The sequence below is a fragment of the Actinospineispora acaciae DSM 45401 genome, from assembly GCF_000620785.1.
GTDB lineage: Bacteria > Actinomycetota > Actinomycetes > Mycobacteriales > Pseudonocardiaceae > Pseudonocardia > Pseudonocardia acaciae.
Map to the genome: position 1 here is coordinate 624,769 of NZ_JIAI01000002.1, position 17,484 is coordinate 642,252.

Annotated in this window: 17 protein-coding genes; 10 read left to right on the top strand and 7 right to left on the bottom strand. The window is 71.1% G+C overall.

The features are described 5' to 3' along the window. Positions 1-17: 17 nt before the first annotated feature. On the bottom strand, positions 18-656 hold the full coding sequence (locus tag N912_RS0112625) for a TetR/AcrR family transcriptional regulator (protein ID WP_028922716.1): 639 nt from the start codon (positions 654-656) through the stop codon (positions 18-20). Positions 657-741: 85 nt separating this feature from the next. On the opposite strand from N912_RS0112625, the gene N912_RS0112630 reads away from it, so the two are divergent. Further along, on the top strand, positions 742-1,452 hold the full coding sequence (locus N912_RS0112630; RefSeq protein WP_028922717.1) for an SDR family NAD(P)-dependent oxidoreductase: 711 nt from the start codon (positions 742-744) through the stop codon (positions 1,450-1,452). 94 nt (positions 1,453-1,546) lie between these two features. Beyond that, positions 1,547-2,806 carry a cytochrome P450 gene (locus N912_RS51460; RefSeq protein WP_051580105.1) on the top strand — a complete coding sequence of 420 codons (1,260 nt, stop codon included), beginning with the start codon at positions 1,547-1,549 and terminating at the stop codon, positions 2,804-2,806. Here the strand turns inward: N912_RS51460 and N912_RS0112640 are convergent. Next, entirely contained in the window at positions 2,775-4,514 is a 1,740-nt protein-coding gene (locus tag N912_RS0112640) for an NAD+ synthase (RefSeq protein ID WP_028922718.1), read from the bottom strand. The genes N912_RS51460 and N912_RS0112640 overlap by 32 nt on opposite strands. A 127-nt stretch (positions 4,515-4,641) precedes the next feature. Here N912_RS0112640 and N912_RS0112645 point away from each other — a divergent pair, with 127 nt between their 5' ends. The 3 genes from N912_RS0112645 (at position 4,642) to N912_RS51470 (ending at position 9,139) form a co-directional block, all read left to right on the top strand. After that, positions 4,642-6,270, top strand: a complete 1,629-nt coding sequence (locus N912_RS0112645) for an alpha/beta hydrolase (protein ID WP_051580106.1) — start codon at positions 4,642-4,644, stop codon at positions 6,268-6,270. Positions 6,271-6,371: 101 nt separating this feature from the next. After that, on the top strand, positions 6,372-8,147 hold the full coding sequence (locus N912_RS65700) for a right-handed parallel beta-helix repeat-containing protein (protein ID WP_245645261.1): 1,776 nt from the start codon (positions 6,372-6,374) through the stop codon (positions 8,145-8,147). Further along, the gene (locus N912_RS51470; protein WP_051580107.1) at positions 8,144-9,139 is read left to right on the top strand and encodes a right-handed parallel beta-helix repeat-containing protein; all 996 of its coding nucleotides are present in this window, start codon (positions 8,144-8,146) and stop codon (positions 9,137-9,139) included. The genes N912_RS65700 and N912_RS51470 overlap by 4 nt, the downstream gene beginning before the upstream one ends. Here the strand turns inward: N912_RS51470 and N912_RS51475 are convergent. Then, positions 9,090-10,094, bottom strand: coding sequence for a GlxA family transcriptional regulator (locus N912_RS51475; protein ID WP_051580108.1), 1,005 nt, complete (start codon positions 10,092-10,094; stop codon positions 9,090-9,092). The two genes, N912_RS51470 and N912_RS51475, sit on opposite strands and share 50 nt — an antisense overlap. Before the next feature lie 71 nt (positions 10,095-10,165). Here N912_RS51475 and N912_RS0112665 point away from each other — a divergent pair, with 71 nt between their 5' ends. After that, complete coding sequence (locus tag N912_RS0112665; RefSeq protein ID WP_037064278.1) at positions 10,166-10,978, top strand: alpha/beta fold hydrolase; 813 nt, start codon at positions 10,166-10,168, stop codon at positions 10,976-10,978. Here N912_RS0112665 and N912_RS0112670 read toward each other — a convergent pair whose 3' ends face one another. Together N912_RS0112670 and N912_RS0112675 are read right to left on the bottom strand one after the other, a co-directional pair. Then, positions 10,979-11,803 carry an ABC transporter permease gene (locus N912_RS0112670; protein ID WP_028922721.1) on the bottom strand — a complete coding sequence of 275 codons (825 nt, stop codon included), beginning with the start codon at positions 11,801-11,803 and terminating at the stop codon, positions 10,979-10,981. Next, positions 11,800-12,798 carry a daunorubicin resistance protein DrrA family ABC transporter ATP-binding protein gene (locus N912_RS0112675; protein ID WP_028922722.1) on the bottom strand — a complete coding sequence of 333 codons (999 nt, stop codon included), beginning with the start codon at positions 12,796-12,798 and terminating at the stop codon, positions 11,800-11,802. Before N912_RS0112675 ends, N912_RS0112670 begins: the two co-directional genes overlap by 4 nt. A gap of 94 nt (positions 12,799-12,892) precedes the next feature. Between N912_RS0112675 and N912_RS0112680 the strand changes: the two genes are divergently transcribed. The 4 genes from N912_RS0112680 to N912_RS0112695 all read left to right on the top strand — a co-directional run bounded on the left by N912_RS0112680 (position 12,893) and on the right by N912_RS0112695 (position 16,481). Beyond that, entirely contained in the window at positions 12,893-13,657 is a 765-nt protein-coding gene (locus tag N912_RS0112680; protein WP_028922723.1) for a TetR/AcrR family transcriptional regulator, read from the top strand. Positions 13,658-13,688: 31 nt separating this feature from the next. Next, entirely contained in the window at positions 13,689-15,032 is a 1,344-nt protein-coding gene (locus N912_RS0112685) for a glutamine synthetase family protein (RefSeq protein WP_028922724.1), read from the top strand. 80 nt (positions 15,033-15,112) lie between these two features. Beyond that, positions 15,113-16,243 carry an inorganic phosphate transporter gene (locus N912_RS0112690; protein WP_028922725.1) on the top strand — a complete coding sequence of 377 codons (1,131 nt, stop codon included), beginning with the start codon at positions 15,113-15,115 and terminating at the stop codon, positions 16,241-16,243. A 16-nt stretch (positions 16,244-16,259) separates the two neighbouring features. After that, a complete protein-coding gene (locus N912_RS0112695) occupies positions 16,260-16,481 on the top strand; it encodes a hypothetical protein (RefSeq protein ID WP_028922726.1) in 222 nt (73 codons plus the stop codon). An 18-nt stretch (positions 16,482-16,499) separates the two neighbouring features. Here the strand turns inward: N912_RS0112695 and N912_RS63435 are convergent, their stop codons facing one another. Both N912_RS63435 and N912_RS63440 read right to left on the bottom strand, forming a co-directional pair. Continuing rightward, positions 16,500-16,643 carry a hypothetical protein gene (locus tag N912_RS63435; RefSeq protein ID WP_156993479.1) on the bottom strand — a complete coding sequence of 48 codons (144 nt, stop codon included), beginning with the start codon at positions 16,641-16,643 and terminating at the stop codon, positions 16,500-16,502. 551 nt (positions 16,644-17,194) lie between these two features. Next, the gene (locus tag N912_RS63440) at positions 17,195-17,344 is read right to left on the bottom strand and encodes a hypothetical protein (protein WP_156993481.1); all 150 of its coding nucleotides are present in this window, start codon (positions 17,342-17,344) and stop codon (positions 17,195-17,197) included. Positions 17,345-17,484: the final 140 nt, after the last annotated feature.

Here is a 17,484-nt window from a genome sequence, read left to right on the forward strand (position 1 = left end):
GATGTCGGTGTCGGAGGTCAGCGGAAGGTCATGGCGGCGCGCACCACCTCGGGGTCGAGCGCGGCGCCGGGCAGCGGGTGCGCCGCGTCCGCCCGCAGCCCGTCCAGCAGCACCGCGAGGTGGCGCCGCCAGGCGTGCGGGGCGGCGGCGCGGACCCCGTCGGTGGCCCCCACCACGGCCCACACCAACAGCCCGAGGTCGGTCAGCTCGATGTCCGCGCGCAGCACCCCGGCCCGGTGCGCGCGCTCGACCAGCGCGGCGAACAGCTCGTGGCCGCGCTCCTTGGCCCGCTCGGTGGCGCTGTCCGGCGGCAGCGAGTGCACGCAGACGTCGGTGAACCCCCTGTCGGCGGCCTGCAGCTCGGCGACCGCGGTGAGGTGCTCCACCAGCGCCTGCCACGGGTCCGGGTGCTCCAGCGCGCGCTCGGCGAGGCGCACCAGCTCGTGCACCCGGTCGGCCATCGCGGCGTCGACCAGCTCCGCGCGGCTGGGGAACCGGTTGTACAGCGTCCCGATGCTCACGCCCGCGCGCCGGGCCACCTCGTCCAGCGGGGCCTGGAGTCCGCGCTCGGTGAACACCTCGCGGGCGGCCTCGACCAGCAGCTCGCGGTTGCGGCGCGCGTCGGCCCGCAACGGCCGGTCGCGCGTCGACGTCATGGCCCGAGCCTATCAACTTGAGGGTCTGCTCAAGTTACGGTTATCTTGAGGACGTACTCAACTTAAACGCTTGGAGGAGGACCTCATGACGAGGACGCTCGCGGTGTTCGGTGCCGGCCCGGCCCTGGGCCTCTCGGTGGCGCGCAGGTTCGGCAAGGAGGGCTACCGGGTCGCCCTGGTGGCGAGGGACCGCGCCAAGCTGGACCGCCTGGAGGCGGAGCTGCGCACGGACGGGCTCACGGCGGCCACCGCGACCGCCGACCTCGCCGACGAGGCCCAGTTGCGCTCGGCGGTGGCCGCCGTGACCGACACGTTCGGCACCCCCGACGTGGTGCTCTACGCGCCGGGCGACGTGAGCCGGCTGCCGGTGTCCGCCCTGGACCTCGGATCCGAGGAGCTGCGCACCTGGCTGCCGCTGCACCTGCTCAGCCCGGTCGCGCTGATCCAGGCGGTGCTGCCGGGCATGCTGGCGCGCGGGTCGGGAGCGGTGCTGGTCGCGCAGGGGGCCAGCGCGCGCGAGCCGATGTCCGCGCTGGCCAGCGTCGGGGCGCCGCAGGCCGGGCTGCTCAACTACCTGCACGCGCTGGCCGCCGAGGTGGGTCCGCGCGGGGTGTACATCGGCACCCTGCTGATCGGCGCGCTGATCGAGCGCAGCGCGGCCGCCGAGCTCTGGGACGGCGGGCACTTCGAGACGGTCGAGGCCGGCGAGGTGCCCCGGATCGAGCCGGACGCGCTGGCCGAGCGCTACTGGGAGATGGTCCGCGACCGCGCCCTGGTGGAGCAGTCGGCGCCGTAAGACCGTTCCACTCAGTAGGACGCGGCCCTCCGCGCCCGGATGTGACCCGGCTTACGATCCGCCGGTCCGCGCAGCCGGTCAAAGGAGGCCAGGCGTGATCGTTCGTGACGAGGTGCCGCGCTGCCCGGTGGCGGCCGGCTTCGACCCGTTCGACGCCGGCTACCTCGCCGACCCCCACCAGGAGCTGGCACGGCTGCGGGACGAGTCACCGATCTGGTACTCGCCGGCGCTGGAGCGGTGGGTGGTCACCCGGTACGAGGACATCGACCGCATCCTCACCGACCCGGCCACCTTCTCGGCCGCCGAGGCGCAGCGCCCGGTGCACCCGGCCTGCCCGGAGGCCGCCGAGATCCTCTCCGGCCTGCGCCTGGTGCCGACCATGTCCAACTGCGACCCGCCGGAGCATCGCCGCTACCGGTCGGTGATGAGCCGGGCGATGTCACCCCGGCGGGTCGCGGCGCTGCGCCCGACCATCGAGAAGCGGACCACCGAGCTGCTCGACGGCTTCGCCTCGCGGCCGCGCGCCGACCTGGTGCGCGAGCTGTTCTACCCGCTGCCCGCGCTCACCGTGTTCGCGCTGATCGGCTTCCCGCCCGAGGACAGTGACCGGATCAAGGCCTGGTGCGCGGACAAGCTGGAGGTCAACTGGGGCCGCCCGACCGTCGAGCAGCAGGTCCGCTCCGCCCAAGGCATGATCGACTACTTCGACTACTGCGCCCGGTTCGTCGCCCGCCGCCGCGCCGAGCCGGCCGACGACCTGGTCAGCGACCTGATCGCGGACGAGCGCGGCCTCACCGACGAGGAGGTCACCAGCCTGATCTTCGCGCTCAGCTTCGCCGGCCACGAGACGACGACGAACCTGCTCGGCAACATGACCCTGCACCTGCTGCGCGAGCCCGGCGCCTGGGAGGAGGTCCGCGCGGACCGCTCGCTGATCCCGGGCGCGGTCGAGGAGACCCTGCGCTACGAGAGCTCGGTGCCGATGTGGCGGCGGGTGACCACCCGGGACACCGAGGTGGGCGGGGTGGCGCTGCCGGCCGGCGCCCGGCTGGTGCTGGCGTTCGCGGCCGCGGACCGCCAGCCCGACGTGTTCGGAGAGCCCGACCGGTTCGACATCCGCCGCCCGAACGCCCGCCGCCAGCTCTCCTTCGGCCGGGGCATCCACCTGTGCCTGGGCGCCGCGATGGCCCGCATGGAATGCGAGATCGTGATCAACCTGATGGCCGACCGGCTGCCCGGCCTGCAGCTCGTACCCGGCCAGGACGTGGCGTTCTCGCCGAACCTGTCGTTCCGGGGTCCGCTGGCCCTGCACGCCGAGTGGGTCAGGGGCGGCGTTCCCGCCAGCCGTTCGTGATCGGCAGCCGCCGGTCGCGGCCGAACGCGCGCAGGCTGATCTTGGTGCCGGGCGGGTACTGGCGGCGCTTGTACTCCGCGCGGTCCACCTTGCGCACGATGTCCTCCACCAGGCCTGCGTCGAAGCCGGCCGCGAGCAGCTCGGAGAAGCCTCGGTCGGCCTCGACGTAGTCGTCGAGCAGCGGGTCCAGCAGCGCGTAGTCGGGCAGCGAGTCGGTGTCGAGCTGCCCCGGCCGCAGCTCGGCGGACGGCGGCTTGGTGATCGAGTTCTCCGGGATCGGGGGTGTCTCGCCGCGCTTCTCCGCCTCCTCGTTGCGCCACTCGGCGAGCCGCCAGACCAGGGTCTTCGGCACGTCCTTGATCGGCGCGAAGCCACCGACCGCGTCGCCGTACATGGTCGAGTAGCCGACCGCCAGCTCGCTCTTGTTCCCGGTGGCCAGCACCAGGTGGCCGTGCGCGTTGGACAGTGCCATGAGCGTGACGCCTCGGCAGCGGGCCTGCACGTTCTCCTCGGCCAGCCCGGTGAGCCCGAGCTGGTTGACGAACACGTCCACCATGCCGCCGATCGGTTGCACCGAGTAGTGCAGCCCGGTGCGCCGGGCCAGCTCGGCGGCGTCGTCGCGGGAGTGCTGCGACGAGTACGCCGACGGCATGGACACCGCGTACACCGCGTCCGCGCCCAGCGCGTCCACCGCCAGCGCGGCGACCAGCGCCGAGTCGATCCCGCCCGACAGCGCGAGCACCGCCGACCGGAAGCCGTTCTTGTACGCGTAGTCGCGCAGCCCGGTGACCAGCGCGCCCCACACCTCGGCCTCCTCCGAGAGCGGCTCGGCCACCGTCCCGACCTCGGCGGCCGCCGTCGACGCCGGCTCGGCGGGCGCCTCGGAGATCACCACCCGGTCCACCGTGAACCCGCCGGCCTCCTCCAGCCCGCGCCACGCCGAACCGGGCAGGTCCAGGTCGACCACCACCAGGTGCTCGACGAACTGGGGAGCCCGCGCGAGCAACCGACCGTCCGCGTCCACCACCAGCGAGTCGCCGTCGAACACCAGCTCGTCCTGCCCGCCGATCAGGTTGCAGTACGCCAGCGCGGCGCCCGCCTCGCTGGCTCGCCGGGCGACCAGCGGCAGCCGCAGGTCGTCCTTGTCCCGCTCGTACGGCGAGGCGTTGGGGGAGAGCACCAGGTCCACCCCGAGCTCACCCAGCGCCGCGATCGGCCCGCCGTCCTGCCAGATGTCCTCGCAGATCACCACGCCGACGTCCACCCCGGCCAGCCGCGCCACCGCCAGCGACGAGCCCGGCTTGAAGTAGCGCCGCTCGTCGAACACCCCGTAGTTGGGCAGGTGGTGCTTGAACTGGCGGGCGAGCACCCGGCCGCCGTGCAGCAGCGCGGCGCCGTTGCGCGGCCCGCCGCCCGGCTCGTCAGGGTCCGCGTCCAGGTAACCGACCACGGCGAGCAGCTCGCCGCAGCCGGCCTCGGCCAGCCGACCGGCCAGCCGGTCCAGCGCCGCGACCGAGGCCAGCTGGAACGACTCGCGCAGCGCCAGGTCCTCGACCGGGTAGCCGGTGAGCCCCATCTCCGGCAGCACCACCGCGTCCGCCCCGGCCTCGGCGGCCCTGCGGCACCAGTCGACGATCTTCTCGGCGTTACCCGCCAGGTCCCCCACGCACGTGTCGACCTGGGCCAGCGCGATCCGCAGCCTTGCCATGACCCCATCATCCCGCACGGGCTAACCGCCCCGATACGCGTTGTGACCAGCCAGGCAGGTGACGGCGCCACGCCGGCTGACCACCACTTCTGTGACCGAACGGGCATCCAGGGCAGACTGGTCGGCGATGAAGCGCACAACACGGGGCCGGCGTCGTCGCCCCTTCCTGATCCTGGCCGCGATCGCGGCGGTCACGGCCCCGCTGATCGGGTGCTCCGCGCCGGCGCCGGCCAGCACCCTCGGGACCGGCGCCGCCGTCGGTCCGGTGCCCAACGGCGACCTGCAGAAGTTCTATGCGCAGAAGCTCGAGTGGGGGCCGTGCGCGGGCTTCGCGCCGTCGATCGACGACAAGGCCACCTTCGCCGAGTCCAAGTACGACTGCACCTATCTGCAGGTGCCGCTGGACTACGCGCAGCCGAACGGCAAGACCGCGCAGATCGCGGTGCTGCGGCAGAAGGCCAGCGCGCCCAACCAGAAGATCGGTTCGCTGCTGGTCAACCCGGGCGGGCCGGGCGCGTCGGGCACCGAGTCGGTGACCAGCGTGTCCAAGGTGGCCGGTGACGGCCCGCTGGCCCAGCGGTTCGACCTGGTCGGGTTCGACCCGCGCGGGGTGGGCGCGAGCAAGCCGGCCATCCACTGCTTCACCCCGGCCGAGCGCGACGCCGACCGGGCCGACGACGAGGCCGACAACACCCCCGAGGGTGTGGCCAAGCTGGAGCAGAAGGCCAAGGACTACGACGCCAAGTGCGAGCAGCGCTCCGGGCGTGACCTGCTGGCCAACGTCGGCACCCGCGACGTGGTCAGGGACATGGACGTGCTGCGCTCCGCGTTGGGCGACGCCAAGCTGACCTACCTGGGCTACTCCTACGGCACCCGGCTCGGGTACTCCTACGCCGAGGCGTATCCGCAGAACGTGCGGGCCATGGTGCTCGACGGCGCGCTCGACCCGGACCAGAACCTGATCGACCGCTCGGTGGCCCAGTCCGCCGGCTTCCAGCAGGCGTTCGACGCGTTCGCCAAGTCCTGCGCGTCCCAGCCGGCCTGCCCGCTGGGCCAGGACCCGGCCGCCGCGACGGAGAACTTCAAGAAGCTGGTCCTGCCGCTGATCAAGAATCCGTTCCCGCAGCCGGACGGGCGCAAGCTGTCCTACAGCGACGCGATGACCGGCATCATCCAGGCGCTCTACAGCCAACAGCTGTGGCAGCCGCTGCAGCTGGGCCTGCAGGAGCTGGCCGACCGCCGCCTGCTCACCGACCGCCCGACCGGGCTGATCATGCTGCTCGCGGACCTCTACCAGGGCCGCCAGGCCGACGGCAGCTACCAGTACACGCTCGACGCGTTCACCGCGATCGGCTGCGTGGACGACAAGCCGGTCACCGACCCGGCGGTGACCCTGGAGGCGGACAAGCGGGCCCGCGCGGCGGCGCCGTTCCGCGACGACGGCCGAGGCCCGCAGCCGGCGCGCGACCCCTGCGCGTTCTGGCCGGTGCCCAACACCAGCGAGCCGCACCTGCCCACCGCCAAGGGGCTGCCCCCGGTGGTGGTCGTGTCCGGCACCGGCGACCCGGCCACCCCCTACCAGGCCGGCGTCAACCTGGCCAAGGCACTCAGCGCCCGCCTGCTGACCGTCGAGGGCAACCAGCACACCGTGGCGCTGCAGGGCGCCTCACCGTGCGTGGACGACGCCGTGACCAAGTACTTCACCGACCTGACACTGCCCCCGGACACGGCACGCTGCGCGGTCTCGGCCGGCTGACCCCGGCCGGACGGGTCCGTTCGGAGTAGCGGCGTTTGCGATAGCACACGTTCGTCCCGATTCGGCCGTGCGCGCCGAGGAGGCCGTGTTCCCTGGCCGTTATGACACGGCCTGGATACCGCCGCGGCGAGCCGACCCGCCCGCCGAGCGGTGCCCTGGCGCGCAAGGCGGTTGTCGTCGGGGCGGTGCTCGCGGCCGCGGTGGTACTGCTCGCGACGTTGACCGTGGTGTGGGCGCCGTCCTCCGACGTCAGCACCAGCCCGGCGGGCGGCGTGGGAGGCTTGCTGGGCCCCGCGCTGGCCAAGAAGGACTCCGAGGACTCCAAGGACTCGGACGACGACGATGACGACTCGGGCGGGAGCAAGGGCTCCAGCAAGAAGTCGAAGCGCGGCGGCTCGGACGACGAGGACTCGGGCAAGAAGAAGAGCTCCTCCAAGAAGGGCGGCTCGTCGAAGAAGTCTGGCTCGTCGAAGAGCAGCTCCTCCGACGGCGACTCGGACGGCTCAGGCTCGTCATCCGGTGGCTCGTCATCCGGTGGCGGCTCGTCGTCCGGCTCCGGCCCGACCGGAACCAACTCGGGCTCAGGCACGGGCTCGGGCACAGGCACAGGCACCGGCTCGGGCACCGGTGGCAGCGCCCCGACCGGCCGCGCCGGCCCGGCCGCCAACATCAACTGTACGAAGGAGGTCACCGACGAGCCCGGGTTGAAGGAGGCGCTGGCCTCGGCCGGTCCGAACGACGTGATCTGCGTGAAGGGCAACCTCGGCAAGTCGCCTGCGCCGTCCTCAGGGCCATCCCCCGGGCCGTCCACGTCGTCCCCGGTCCCCACGCCGAGCGTGCTGCCGCCGTTCGGGCTGCCCATGCCGTCCGGCGGCCCGACGAGCACCTGCGGGCCGGGGGCGGTGTGCAAGCAGAACAACCGCTCGTCCTCCGGCTCCTCGAACGGCTCGGGCGGGGGCTCGGCGCCGACCTCGAAGAACCAGTCCCTCGGCACCCCGGGCGGCGGAGGGGGCGGCGCGACCGACGCCGCCGCGACCGGGTTCACCGGCCCGCCCGGCGCCACCACCCCCAAGCAGGAGAACTGCTCCAAACAGGTCGACGGCGCCGGCCTGTCCCAGGCGGTCACCGGGGCCTCGCCAGGGGACCGGATCTGCGTCACCGGCGACTCGCCGAACCGCCTCGTGATCAACAAGGGCGGCACGGAGCAGGCGCCGATCCAGGTCATCGGCAACGGCAAGACCAGCGTGAAGGGCATCACCGTCAAGGCCAGCAACGTCGTCGTGGACGGCTTTCAGGTGCTCGGCGCCCAGGCCCCCGGCATCGAGCTGACCGGCGACCACATCACCGCCCAGAACAACACCGTCAAGCACCCCACCGGCGGCGACTTCGACGGCATGCGGTTCTTCGGCAACAACATCAAGATCCTGCACAACACGATCAGCGACATCAACCCCGACGGCGGCAGCGCGCACGCGGACTGCATGCAGACCTTCACCAGCGGCAAGCCGTCCAGCGAGAACCTGGTCATCGACGGCAACCGGTGCGAGAAGATCGCGAACATCTGCCTGATGGCCGAGGGTCCCGGCGACGTGGGCGACGGCGGCGGGGGCGACGGGACCTCGGCGAACTGGACGTACAGCAACAACTTCTGCGAGTTCGGCGCGTCCCAGGGCGTCATGGTGGAGGCGGTGCAGAAGGTCACCATCCGCAACAACCAGTTCGAAGGCAAGTCGGACAAGGCGATCGGCCTGGACATCGGCTCCACCGGGGCCACCGTCGCCGCGAACGTCCTCGGCCAGGGCATCGACCACGAGGTCGGCATGGACTCCAAGTCCAGGCAGGGCTACCAGGGCCCGCAGCCCGGTGGCGGGCCGTGACCTGGCGGAAGACGACGCGCTCGCTCGCCGGGGCGCTCAGCGTGATCATCGTGGTGATACCGGGTCCGGACGGCTCGGGCTCGGACAGATCGAGCTCCGGCACGTCCGAGCGGCCCGCGACGGCCTCGGTGCGGCTGGTCACCGGCACCGGCGACACGGTCAGGGTCACCGACGCCAACTCGCTGTCCCAGGCGCTCGCCGGAGCCAAACCGGGCCGGACGATCGAGCTGGCCGACGGCACCTACACCGGCAAGTTCGTGATCAACACCGCCGGCGAGGAGGGCAACCCGATCACCCTGAAGGGCTCCAGGGACGCCGTGCTCACCGGCGGCGACGGCGGCTCCGGCTACGACCTGCACCTGGACGGGGCGAACCACTGGCAGCTGGTCGGCTTCACCGTCTCCGGCCTGGAGAAGGGGATCATGACCGACAGGACGAACCACACGGTGCTCTCCGGCCTCGACGTCGGCAACACCGGCGCCGAGGCCGTGCACTTCGGCAACTTCAGCTCGGACAACGTCGTGCAGGACTCCGTCATCCACGACACCGGCAAGGCCAAGCCGCAGTTCGGCGAGGGCCTCTACTTCGGCACCGCCAAGTCCAACTGGTCCACGAAGTCCGGCGGCCAACCGGACAGGTCGAACAACAACAAGGCGCTCAACAACACCTTCAGGTCGATCACCGCCGAGAACATCGACGTCAAGGAGGAGACCAGCGGCGGGCTCATCGCCGGCAACAAGTTCGACGGCTCGGCGATCTCCGGCAAGAACTTCGCCGACTCGGTGCTCGACGTCAAGGGCGTCGGCTACCGGGTCGTGAACAACACCACCACCGGCAGCAGCGCCGCGCTCAAGAACGGCTTCGAGACCCACGTGATCACCGGTCCGGACACCTCCGGGTGCCGCAACACGTTCGACGGCAACGTCTTCGACGGCGTCCGGTTCAACGGCGGCCAGGAGATCGTGCTCGACGCCAAGTGCGGTGATCCGTGACCGCGCGGGGTTCGCCGAAGGTCCGCCGGTAGGCGCCGGGCGTGGTGCCGAGGTGCGCCCGGAAGTGGCGGCGCAGGTTGACCGCCGAGGCGAGCCCGACCCGGGTGGCGATGGACTCCACCGGGAGGTCGGTCTGCTCCAGCAGCACCCGCGCCGCGTCGAGGCGCTGGGCGAGCAGCCACTCTCCCGGGCTGGTGCCGAGCTGTTCGGTGAACCGCCGGCTGAGGGTCCGGCTCGACAGTTGGGCGCGTTGGGCGAGCCGGCCGACGGTCAGCAGGGTGTCGAGCCGCGAGCTGGCCCACTCCAGCAGCGGCGCCAGCGAGTCATCCGCCCTGGCCGGGGCGGGTTGGGTGGCGTACTGGAGCTGGCTGCCCTCCCGGTGCGGCGGCAGCACCATGTTGCGGGCGATCTGGGCGGCATGGGCCGCGCCGTGGTCGCGGCGCACGAGGTGCAGGCACAGGTCGATGCCCGCGCCGGTCCCGGCGCTGGTCGCGACGTCGCCGTGGTCCACGTAGAGGACGTCAGGGTCCACCCGCACCTCGGGGAAGGCGGCGGCGAGCTGGCCGGTCTGGCGCCAGTGCGTGGTGGCGCGGCGGCCGTCGAGCAGGCCGGTCCGGGCGAGGACGAACGCGCCCGTGCAGATGGCGGCGATCCGCGCCCCGCGCCGGTGGGCGTCCAGCAGTGCCTCGATGACGGCCGGCGACGCCGGTGCGCCGGGCGGCTGCCAGCCGGGGATGACCACGGTGTCCGCGTCCCTGACCGCCGCCAGGCCCGCGTCGACGAGCATCGTGTAGCCGACGGTGGTCCGCACGGGGCCGGGGCGTTCGGCGCAGACCCGGAAGTCGTAGTGGGCCGGCACGTCCGGGCGGGTGCCGCCGAAGACCTCGGCGGCGCTGGCCAGCTCGAAGGGTGACTGGGGCGGGTTGAGCAGGGCCACCACTTGATGACGGCTCATGGCACGATTCTACCCATAGATGTCTTTTCGGACTCTCGGCTGGTAGAAGGCGCCGAGGGCACAGTGGAGCCATGAGCGGTGTGCTGAGAACCGAGATCCAGGTCGACGGAGAAATAGCCAGCTACCTGACCGTGGAGCGCGACGGCCCCACCGTGTTGATGCTGCACGGGACGTACTGGAGCCGGGTGTGGCTCCCGGTGCTGGGCCGTGTCGCCGAGGCGGGGCTGCGGCCGGTCGCGGTCGATCTGCCCGGCCTGGGCCGCTCCGGAGGCGAGCTGACCCCGGAGACGGCCACCGTCCCGGCCCTGGCGGAGTGGGTGACCCGGTTCGCGTCCGCTTTGAAGCTCTCCGGGCCGGTCGCAGTGGCGGGTCACGACATCGGCGGCGCCATCGCCCAGCATCTCCTCGCCCATGAGCGGCTGGAGGTGTCCAGGCTGGCCCTGGTCAACTCCGTCACCTACGACTCCTGGCCGGCGCCGCACGTGGCCCGGTTCGGGGATCCGGCGGCCACCGCCGACGATGTACTGGCCGCCCGCCGGAAGGCGGTGACATCGGCGCTGGCCGGTGCCGCCACCGAGCAACTGGTCGCCGACTACGTGGATCCGTGGACCGATCCGAGGGTCCGCCGCTCCTGGCTGGCCATGGCGGGCGCGGCGGACAGCCGCTACACCCTCGACCTCGTCCCCGCGCTGAAGCGGTCCACGACGCCCAAGCTTCTGGTCTGGGGCGAGGACGACGCCTTCGAGACGGTGGAGTACGCCGAGAAGTTCGCCTCGGAGATCCCGCACACCACGCTCATCCGCATCCCGGCCGCGGACCACATCCCCACCGAGAACGCCCCCGACCGGATCGCCCGCGCCCTCGTCGACTTCTTCACGGCGTAGCTACCGGCTCAGCCGCTGATACCTGCGCACGGCCAGCGGCAGGAACACCGCCGTGATCACGATCGGCCAGACCACGGCCATCAGCGCGGAGTTCTGCTCGACCCAGCTCCCGCCGGTGGCCACCGGGGTGCCGTACAGCTCGCGGATGGCGTTGGCCGTGGCGGACACCGGGTTCCACATCGCGATCGCGCCCAGCCAGTCCGGCATCAGGTGCGGCGGGGTGAACACGCTGGACACCATGCCGAACGGGAACGCCAGCGCGAACAGGTTGCCCGCCGCCTCCTGGTTGGCCACCTTCAGCCCGATCCACACGCCGACCCAGATCAACGCGAACCGCAGCCACAGCAGCAGCCCGAACGCGACCAGCCCGGCGACCACGCCGGTGTTCGACCGCCAGCCGATGACCAGCGCGATCACCATCAGCACCAGCAGGTCCAGCGCGGCGTGCAGCACGTCGGACAGGCCCCGGCCGGTGACCACGGCGGACGGCGACATCGGCATGGACCGGAACCGGTCGGTGACCCCGCGCTCCTTGTCGATCGCCACCGCCATCGCGGTGTTCATGAACCCGAACGCCATGGTCATCGCGAACATGCCGGGCATCGCGTACGACTTGTAGTCGGTGCCCTCGCCGACGTTCATCGCGCTGCCGAACACGTAGACGAACAGCAGCACCGACACGATCGGGAAGCCCAGCTGCCAGGCGATCAGCGACGGCTGCTTGACCAGGTGGGTCAGCTCGCGGCGGACGATCGTCCAGGAGTCCGCCAGCGCCCAGTAGACCCTGCGCTCGGGCCGGTTCTCGGTGGGCAGAGCGGTGGTCATACCGAAACTCCTTCCGGTTCGGTGTCGTTGGCGGACGCGCGCTCGTCCGTGGCCGGGCGCCCGGTGAGCCGCAGGAACACCTCGTCGAGCGTGGGCCGGCGCAGGCCGATGTCCTCGGTGGCGAACCCGCCGTCCTGCAGCGCGTTGGCCACCTCGGTGAGAACCCGGACCCGGTCGGTGACCGCGGCGTGCACCCTGGGCTCCCTCGGGTCGGTCCACGGGTTGGGGTCGCCGGAGATCCGGGCCAGGAGCGCGGCCACCTCCGGCAGGTCGGCCGGGTCGCCGAGCAGCACCTCGATCCGGTCGCCGCCGATGGCCCGCTTGAGCCCGGCCGGGGTGTCCTCGATGACGTTGTGCCCCTTGTCGATCACCGCTATCCGGTCCGAGAGCTTGTCGGCCTCGTCCAGGTAGTGCGTGGTGAGCAGGACCGTGGTGCCGCCGCCGGCCAGCTCGCGCACCGCCTCCCACACCTCGATGCGCCCGCGCGGGTCCAGGCCGGTGGTCGGTTCGTCCAGGAACAGCACCTCGGGCGCCAGGATCATGCTCGAGGCCAGGTCCAGCCGTCGGCGCATGCCGCCGCTGAACCCCTTGACCTGCTTGTCGGCCGACTCGGTCAGGCTGAACCGCTCCAGCAGCTCGTCGGCGCGGCGCCGGGCGTCGGGCCCGCTCAGGTGGAACAGCCTGGCGAACATCACCAGGTTCTGCCGGGCGGTGAGGATCTCGTCCACGGCGGCGTTCTGCCCGGTCAGCCCGATCCGCTGGCGCACAAGCCTGGGCTCGGTCCGCACGTCGAACCCGGCCACCGTGGCCCTGCCGCCGTCCAGCCTGATCAGCGTGGACAGGATGCGCACCGCCGTGGTCTTGCCGGCGCCGTTCGGCCCGAGCAGCCCGAACACGCTTCCCTTGGGCACGGCCAGGTCGAGCCCGTCCAGCGCCGGCTTGTCGCCGTACCGCTTGAGCAGGCCCTCGGCCAGCACCGAGTACTCGGATGACATTCGTGTCCCTTCCGCCCAGATCGAACTGAGTACGCTGTACCCAGATTAGAGTACGGTGTACTCAGTTCGCATATGAGTTTTTCGGGAGCAACCGATGACGACCGTGCAGAGCGGCAGCGGCGACCTCAGCCGGAGCCTGGAGCTGCTCTGGCGCGGCCGCGAACCGATGAGCCGAGGCCCCAAGCCGGGGCTCACCCTCGAACGGCTGGTGGCCGCCGCCGTCGCGCTGGCCGACCGGGAGGGGGTCGGGGCGCTGTCCATGCGCAAGGTGGCCGCCGAGCTCGGCGTCGGCACCATGTCGCTGTACCGCTACGTCCCGGGCAAGAGCGAGCTGATCGACCTGATGCTCGACCACGTCTACGGCGAGCCGGACACCTTGGTCGAGCACCGGGGCAAGCCGTGGCGGACCGTCATGGAGCTGGTCGCGCGCGGCACCTGGGAGATCTACCGCGACCATCCGTGGCTGCTCCAGGTCAACCAGGCCCGGCCGATCCTGGGGCCGAACGCGCTGGCCGGCTTCGACTTCGCGCTCGCCGCGCTGGACGGCCTGGGCCTGACCGGCCAGGAGCGGGTCGCGCTGATCGTCACGTTGGACAACTTCGTGACCGGCACCGCCCGTACCTACACCCTGGCGCGGCAGGCCAGCCAGGAGACCGGGATCAGCGACGAGGACTTCTGGGCGGCGCAGGAGCCGATCCTGGAGCAGGCGATGGCCACCGGCGCCTACCCCCAGGTCGCCGCCCTGCCCGACGACGCGTTCAGCATGGACGGCGAGCAGGCGCTGGAGTTCGGCCTGCGGCCGCTGCTGGACGGGTTCGAGCGGTTGGTCGCGAGCCGCCGCCAAAGCCCGGAAACATGACCGTAACGCGGCCTTCCTAGTCTTGACGGTCATGGACCGCCAGCAGGAGTTCGTGCTGCGCACGCTCGAGGAACGCGACATCCGCTTCGTGCGGCTGTGGTTCACCGACGTGCTGGGCTACCTCAAGTCGGTGGCGATCGCGCCCGCCGAGCTGGAGGGCGCCTTCGCCGAGGGGATCGGTTTCGACGGCTCCGCGATCGAGGGCTTCGCCCGGGTCTACGAGTCGGACATGGTGGCCAAGCCCGACCCGGCCACCTTCCAGGTGCTGCCCTGGGAGACCCCGGACCGCAACCACTACTCGGCGCGGATGTTCTGCGACATCAACATGCCCGACGGGTCGCCGTCCTGGGCGGACCCCCGGCACGTGCTGCGCCGCGCGCTGAGCAAGGCCGGCGAGGCCGGGTTCACCTGCTACGTGCACCCCGAGATCGAGTTCTACCTGCTCAAGGACCTGCCCAGCGACGGCTCGCCGCCGGTGGCCGCCGACTCCGGCGGGTACTTCGACCAGTCCAGCCACGACACCGCGCCACACTTCCGCCGCAACGCCATCGAGACGCTGGAGTCGATGGGCATCTCGGTGGAGTTCAGCCACCACGAGGACGCGCCCGGCATGCAGGAGATCGACCTGCGTTACGCCGACGCGCTGACCATGGCCGACAACATCATGACGTTCCGGTACGTGGTCAAGGAGGTGGCGCTGACCCAGGGCGTGCGGGCCTCGTTCATGCCCAAGCCGTTCACCAACCAGCCCGGCTCGGCGATGCACACCCACTTCAGCCTGTTCGAGGGCGACCGCAACGCGTTCCACGACCCGAACGACCCCTACGAGCTCTCCGAGGTCGGCAAGGCGTTCGTGGCCGGCGTGCTCCGGCACGCCCGGGAGATCACGGCGGTCACCAACCAGTGGGTGAACTCCTACAAGCGCCTGGTCGTCGGCGGTGAGGCGCCGACCGCCGTCTGCTGGGGGCACGCGAACCGGTCGGCGCTGGTCAGGGTGCCGATGTACTCGCCGGGCAAGGCGTCCTCGCGGCGGGTGGAGATCCGCTCGCTGGACACCGCGTGCAACCCGTACCTGGCCTTCGCGGTGGTCCTCGGCGCCGGGCTGACCGGCGTGCAGAAGGGCTACGAGCTGTCCGCGGCGGCCGGCGACGACGTGTGGTCGCTGACCGAGATCGAGCGCCGCGCGCTGGGCTACGAGATGCTGCCGCAGAACCTCACCGAGGCGCTCGCGGTCATGGAGCACTCCGAGCTGGTCGCGCAGATCCTCGGCGAGCACGTGTTCGACTTCTTCCTGCGCAACAAGCGGGCCGAGTGGGACGCCTACCGCCGCAACGTCACGCCGTACGAGCTGGCCACGTACCTGCCGGTCCTCTGACCCGCGCAGTTCATTCAAAGTTCACCTTCTCGTACCAGCCTTCTGGGTGGCTGACTGGCCACCTGGGAGGGGAGAGACGGGTGGAGATCTCACTCATCGTGATCGTGGTGGTCATCACCGCGCTGGCCTTCGACTTCACCAACGGGTTCCACGACACCGCCAACGCCATGGCCACCTCGGTGGCCACCGGTGCGCTCGCGCCGAAGGTGGCCGTCGCCGTCTCGGCGGTGCTCAACCTGGTCGGTGCGTTCCTCTCGATCGAGGTGGCCAAGACCATCTCGAGCGGGTTGGTGGACGATGCCAAGATCAGTCCAACGGTGATCTTCGGAGGCCTGGTCGGGGCGATCCTGTGGAACCTGGCGACCTGGTACGCGGGGCTGCCGTCCAGCTCGTCGCACGCGCTGTTCGGCGGCCTGATCGGGGCGACCTGGGTGGCCGCCGGCGCGGACGCTGTGAAGTTCGGCGCGGTGGTGTCCAAGGTGCTGGTGCCGGCGGTGGCGGCGCCGATCGTGGCCGGCCTGGCCGCGCTGGCCGCCACCTACTTCGCCTACCGGATCACCGCGCGGACCCGCCAGGACGTGGTGGGCCGAGGCTTCAAGATCGGCCAGATCGTGTCCGCGTCGATGGTCTCGCTCGCGCACGGCACCAACGACGCGCAGAAGACCATGGGCATCATCACGCTGACCCTGGTCGCCGGTGGCCTGCTGCCCAGCGGCTCGGCGCCGCCGTTCTGGGTGATCGCCAGCGCCGGCCTGGCCATCGCGCTGGGCACCTACCTCGGCGGCTGGCGGATCATCCGCACCCTGGGCAAGGGCCTCTACGACATGCAGACCCCGCAGGGCTTCGCCGCCGAGACCAGCAGCACCGCCGTCATCCTGGTGTCCAGCCACCTGGGCTTCCCGCTGTCCACCACGCAGGTCGCCTCCGGCTCGATCTTCGGTGCCGGCGCCGGCCGGCGGCTGGCCGACGTCCGCTGGTCGGTGGCCGGGCGGATGGTGATCGCCTGGCTGCTCACCCTGCCCGCCGCCGCGATCGTCGGCGCCCTGGCCGGCCGCGTCGCCGACACCGGCACGATCGGGACCATCATCGTCGCGCTGGCCGGCATCGCCGTGGCCGCCGGCATCTACCTCGCGTCCCGCCGTGCCCCGGTGGGCGCCCACAACGTCAACGACGTGCCCTCGCCGGCCGTGCCCGCCGCCGCGAGCGCCTGAACCGAAAGGGTCGAAAATGTCGATCGCATGGGGATCGCTGGCCCAGGTGCTCCTGGTCGGTGTCGGCGTCACGGTGGCCGTGGTGGTGCTCTTCTCGCTCGGCGTGACCGGCCTGGCCGCCCGGGCGGACGGTGGTGAGTCCGGCGCCGGGTCCGGCCAGGGTACGGCGGTAGCGGCCATCTGCTTCGCGGTGTGCGCGCTGGTGGTCGGCTACGGGGTGTACTTGATCGTCGCCTGAGCCGGGGCACGGCCGCCGTCAGAACGGTGGTGGGTCGGGGTTGTCGTCGGGCTCGGGTAGCGGGGCGATGATGGGTTCGCCCTGGGTGGTGTGGGTTTGGCCGAGCGGGCTGATCCAGGTGAACGTTCCGGGTTCGGGTTGTTCGAGTCGCCAGCCTCCCATCGATGTTGGTTTGACGACTGACTCCGCCCCGCTCAGCCTCCGAGAGCGAGGCGTACTGGGCGGTCGGTCCTTCGGCTTTACCGGCGGTTAGTGTCGGACCAGATCGACGCTGATGGCCGATGAAGGCAGCTGATGGCATGGTCGTCCGCGCCGGCTGGCTCCGCGCCTGCCTCCGGCAGGTAGTTGCGAAACCCGCCTGATAGATGCTCGAGAGCAAGATAAGAATAGAAACAGAACAAATCAGGACTACGCTGATGCGGTCAGAGCGGTCAGACTTGGCGCCCAAATGGGACTGAGTTTTGTGCTCCTGCGTGAAGCGTACCGTGGTAGCACCAGCCCGCTCGATAAGCCCTGCGCCTGGGCAGCTCAATGAGTTGTGCATCATCTGGGGTGTCCAGGTGTCCAGGGTGGATCGATACTCGGCTGTCTCCTGGGCGGTTGTTCCGGGACCTGAGGATGTACCTCCGCGTGAGGTGTACCGCGGTTGGTGCCGATCACTTCGACAGTTCCAGTTCGGTTGCTGTGCCACATCGCGTTCGAGGAGTCGAGGCTCAGGTGTTGTCCGTGTTCTCTACCGGCGGGAGGCGCGCGTGCGCCGTCCTGTCGTTGTGGGCGCGCGGTGCGATGCCGGTGGTGTCATCGCTTTCGTTCGGCAGGATGTTGGTCGGCGCCTTGATGATATGGATGGCTGCGGCATTCATTTCGATGAACGGTAATCCGGTGGAAGCCGATTCTGTTCATCGGGAAAGCGCCGCGGCGGTCGAGCCGGCCGGCTATGTTGATGAGGGTTTCGACGGGTCGGACGACGGATCGAGTGTGGTTGCGCCGCGTTGGGCCGGCG

What these genes read in the sequence shown, in the direction of transcription:
- N912_RS0112695 (WP_028922726.1), top strand. Translation starts at nt 16,260, where the DNA reads ATGTCGATCGCATGGGGATCGCTGGCCCAGGTGCTCCTGGTCGGTGTC.
- N912_RS0112645 (WP_051580106.1), top strand. Translation starts at nt 4,642, where the DNA reads ATGAAGCGCACAACACGGGGCCGGCGTCGTCGCCCCTTCCTGATCCTG.
- N912_RS51475 (WP_051580108.1), bottom strand. Translation starts at nt 10,094, where the DNA reads ATGAGCCGTCATCAAGTGGTGGCCCTGCTCAACCCGCCCCAGTCACCC.
- N912_RS0112625 (WP_028922716.1), bottom strand. Translation starts at nt 656, where the DNA reads ATGACGTCGACGCGCGACCGGCCGTTGCGGGCCGACGCGCGCCGCAAC.
- N912_RS0112630 (WP_028922717.1), top strand. Translation starts at nt 742, where the DNA reads ATGACGAGGACGCTCGCGGTGTTCGGTGCCGGCCCGGCCCTGGGCCTC.
- N912_RS0112685 (WP_028922724.1), top strand. Translation starts at nt 13,689, where the DNA reads ATGGACCGCCAGCAGGAGTTCGTGCTGCGCACGCTCGAGGAACGCGAC.
- N912_RS0112680 (WP_028922723.1), top strand. Translation starts at nt 12,893, where the DNA reads ATGACGACCGTGCAGAGCGGCAGCGGCGACCTCAGCCGGAGCCTGGAG.
- N912_RS0112640 (WP_028922718.1), bottom strand. Translation starts at nt 4,514, where the DNA reads ATGGCAAGGCTGCGGATCGCGCTGGCCCAGGTCGACACGTGCGTGGGG.
- N912_RS0112665 (WP_037064278.1), top strand. Translation starts at nt 10,166, where the DNA reads ATGAGCGGTGTGCTGAGAACCGAGATCCAGGTCGACGGAGAAATAGCC.
- N912_RS63435 (WP_156993479.1), bottom strand. Translation starts at nt 16,643, where the DNA reads ATGGGAGGCTGGCGACTCGAACAACCCGAACCCGGAACGTTCACCTGG.
- N912_RS65700 (WP_245645261.1), top strand. Translation starts at nt 6,372, where the DNA reads ATGACACGGCCTGGATACCGCCGCGGCGAGCCGACCCGCCCGCCGAGC.
- N912_RS63440 (WP_156993481.1), bottom strand. Translation starts at nt 17,344, where the DNA reads ATGAATGCCGCAGCCATCCATATCATCAAGGCGCCGACCAACATCCTG.
- N912_RS0112675 (WP_028922722.1), bottom strand. Translation starts at nt 12,798, where the DNA reads ATGTCATCCGAGTACTCGGTGCTGGCCGAGGGCCTGCTCAAGCGGTAC.
- N912_RS0112670 (WP_028922721.1), bottom strand. Translation starts at nt 11,803, where the DNA reads ATGACCACCGCTCTGCCCACCGAGAACCGGCCCGAGCGCAGGGTCTAC.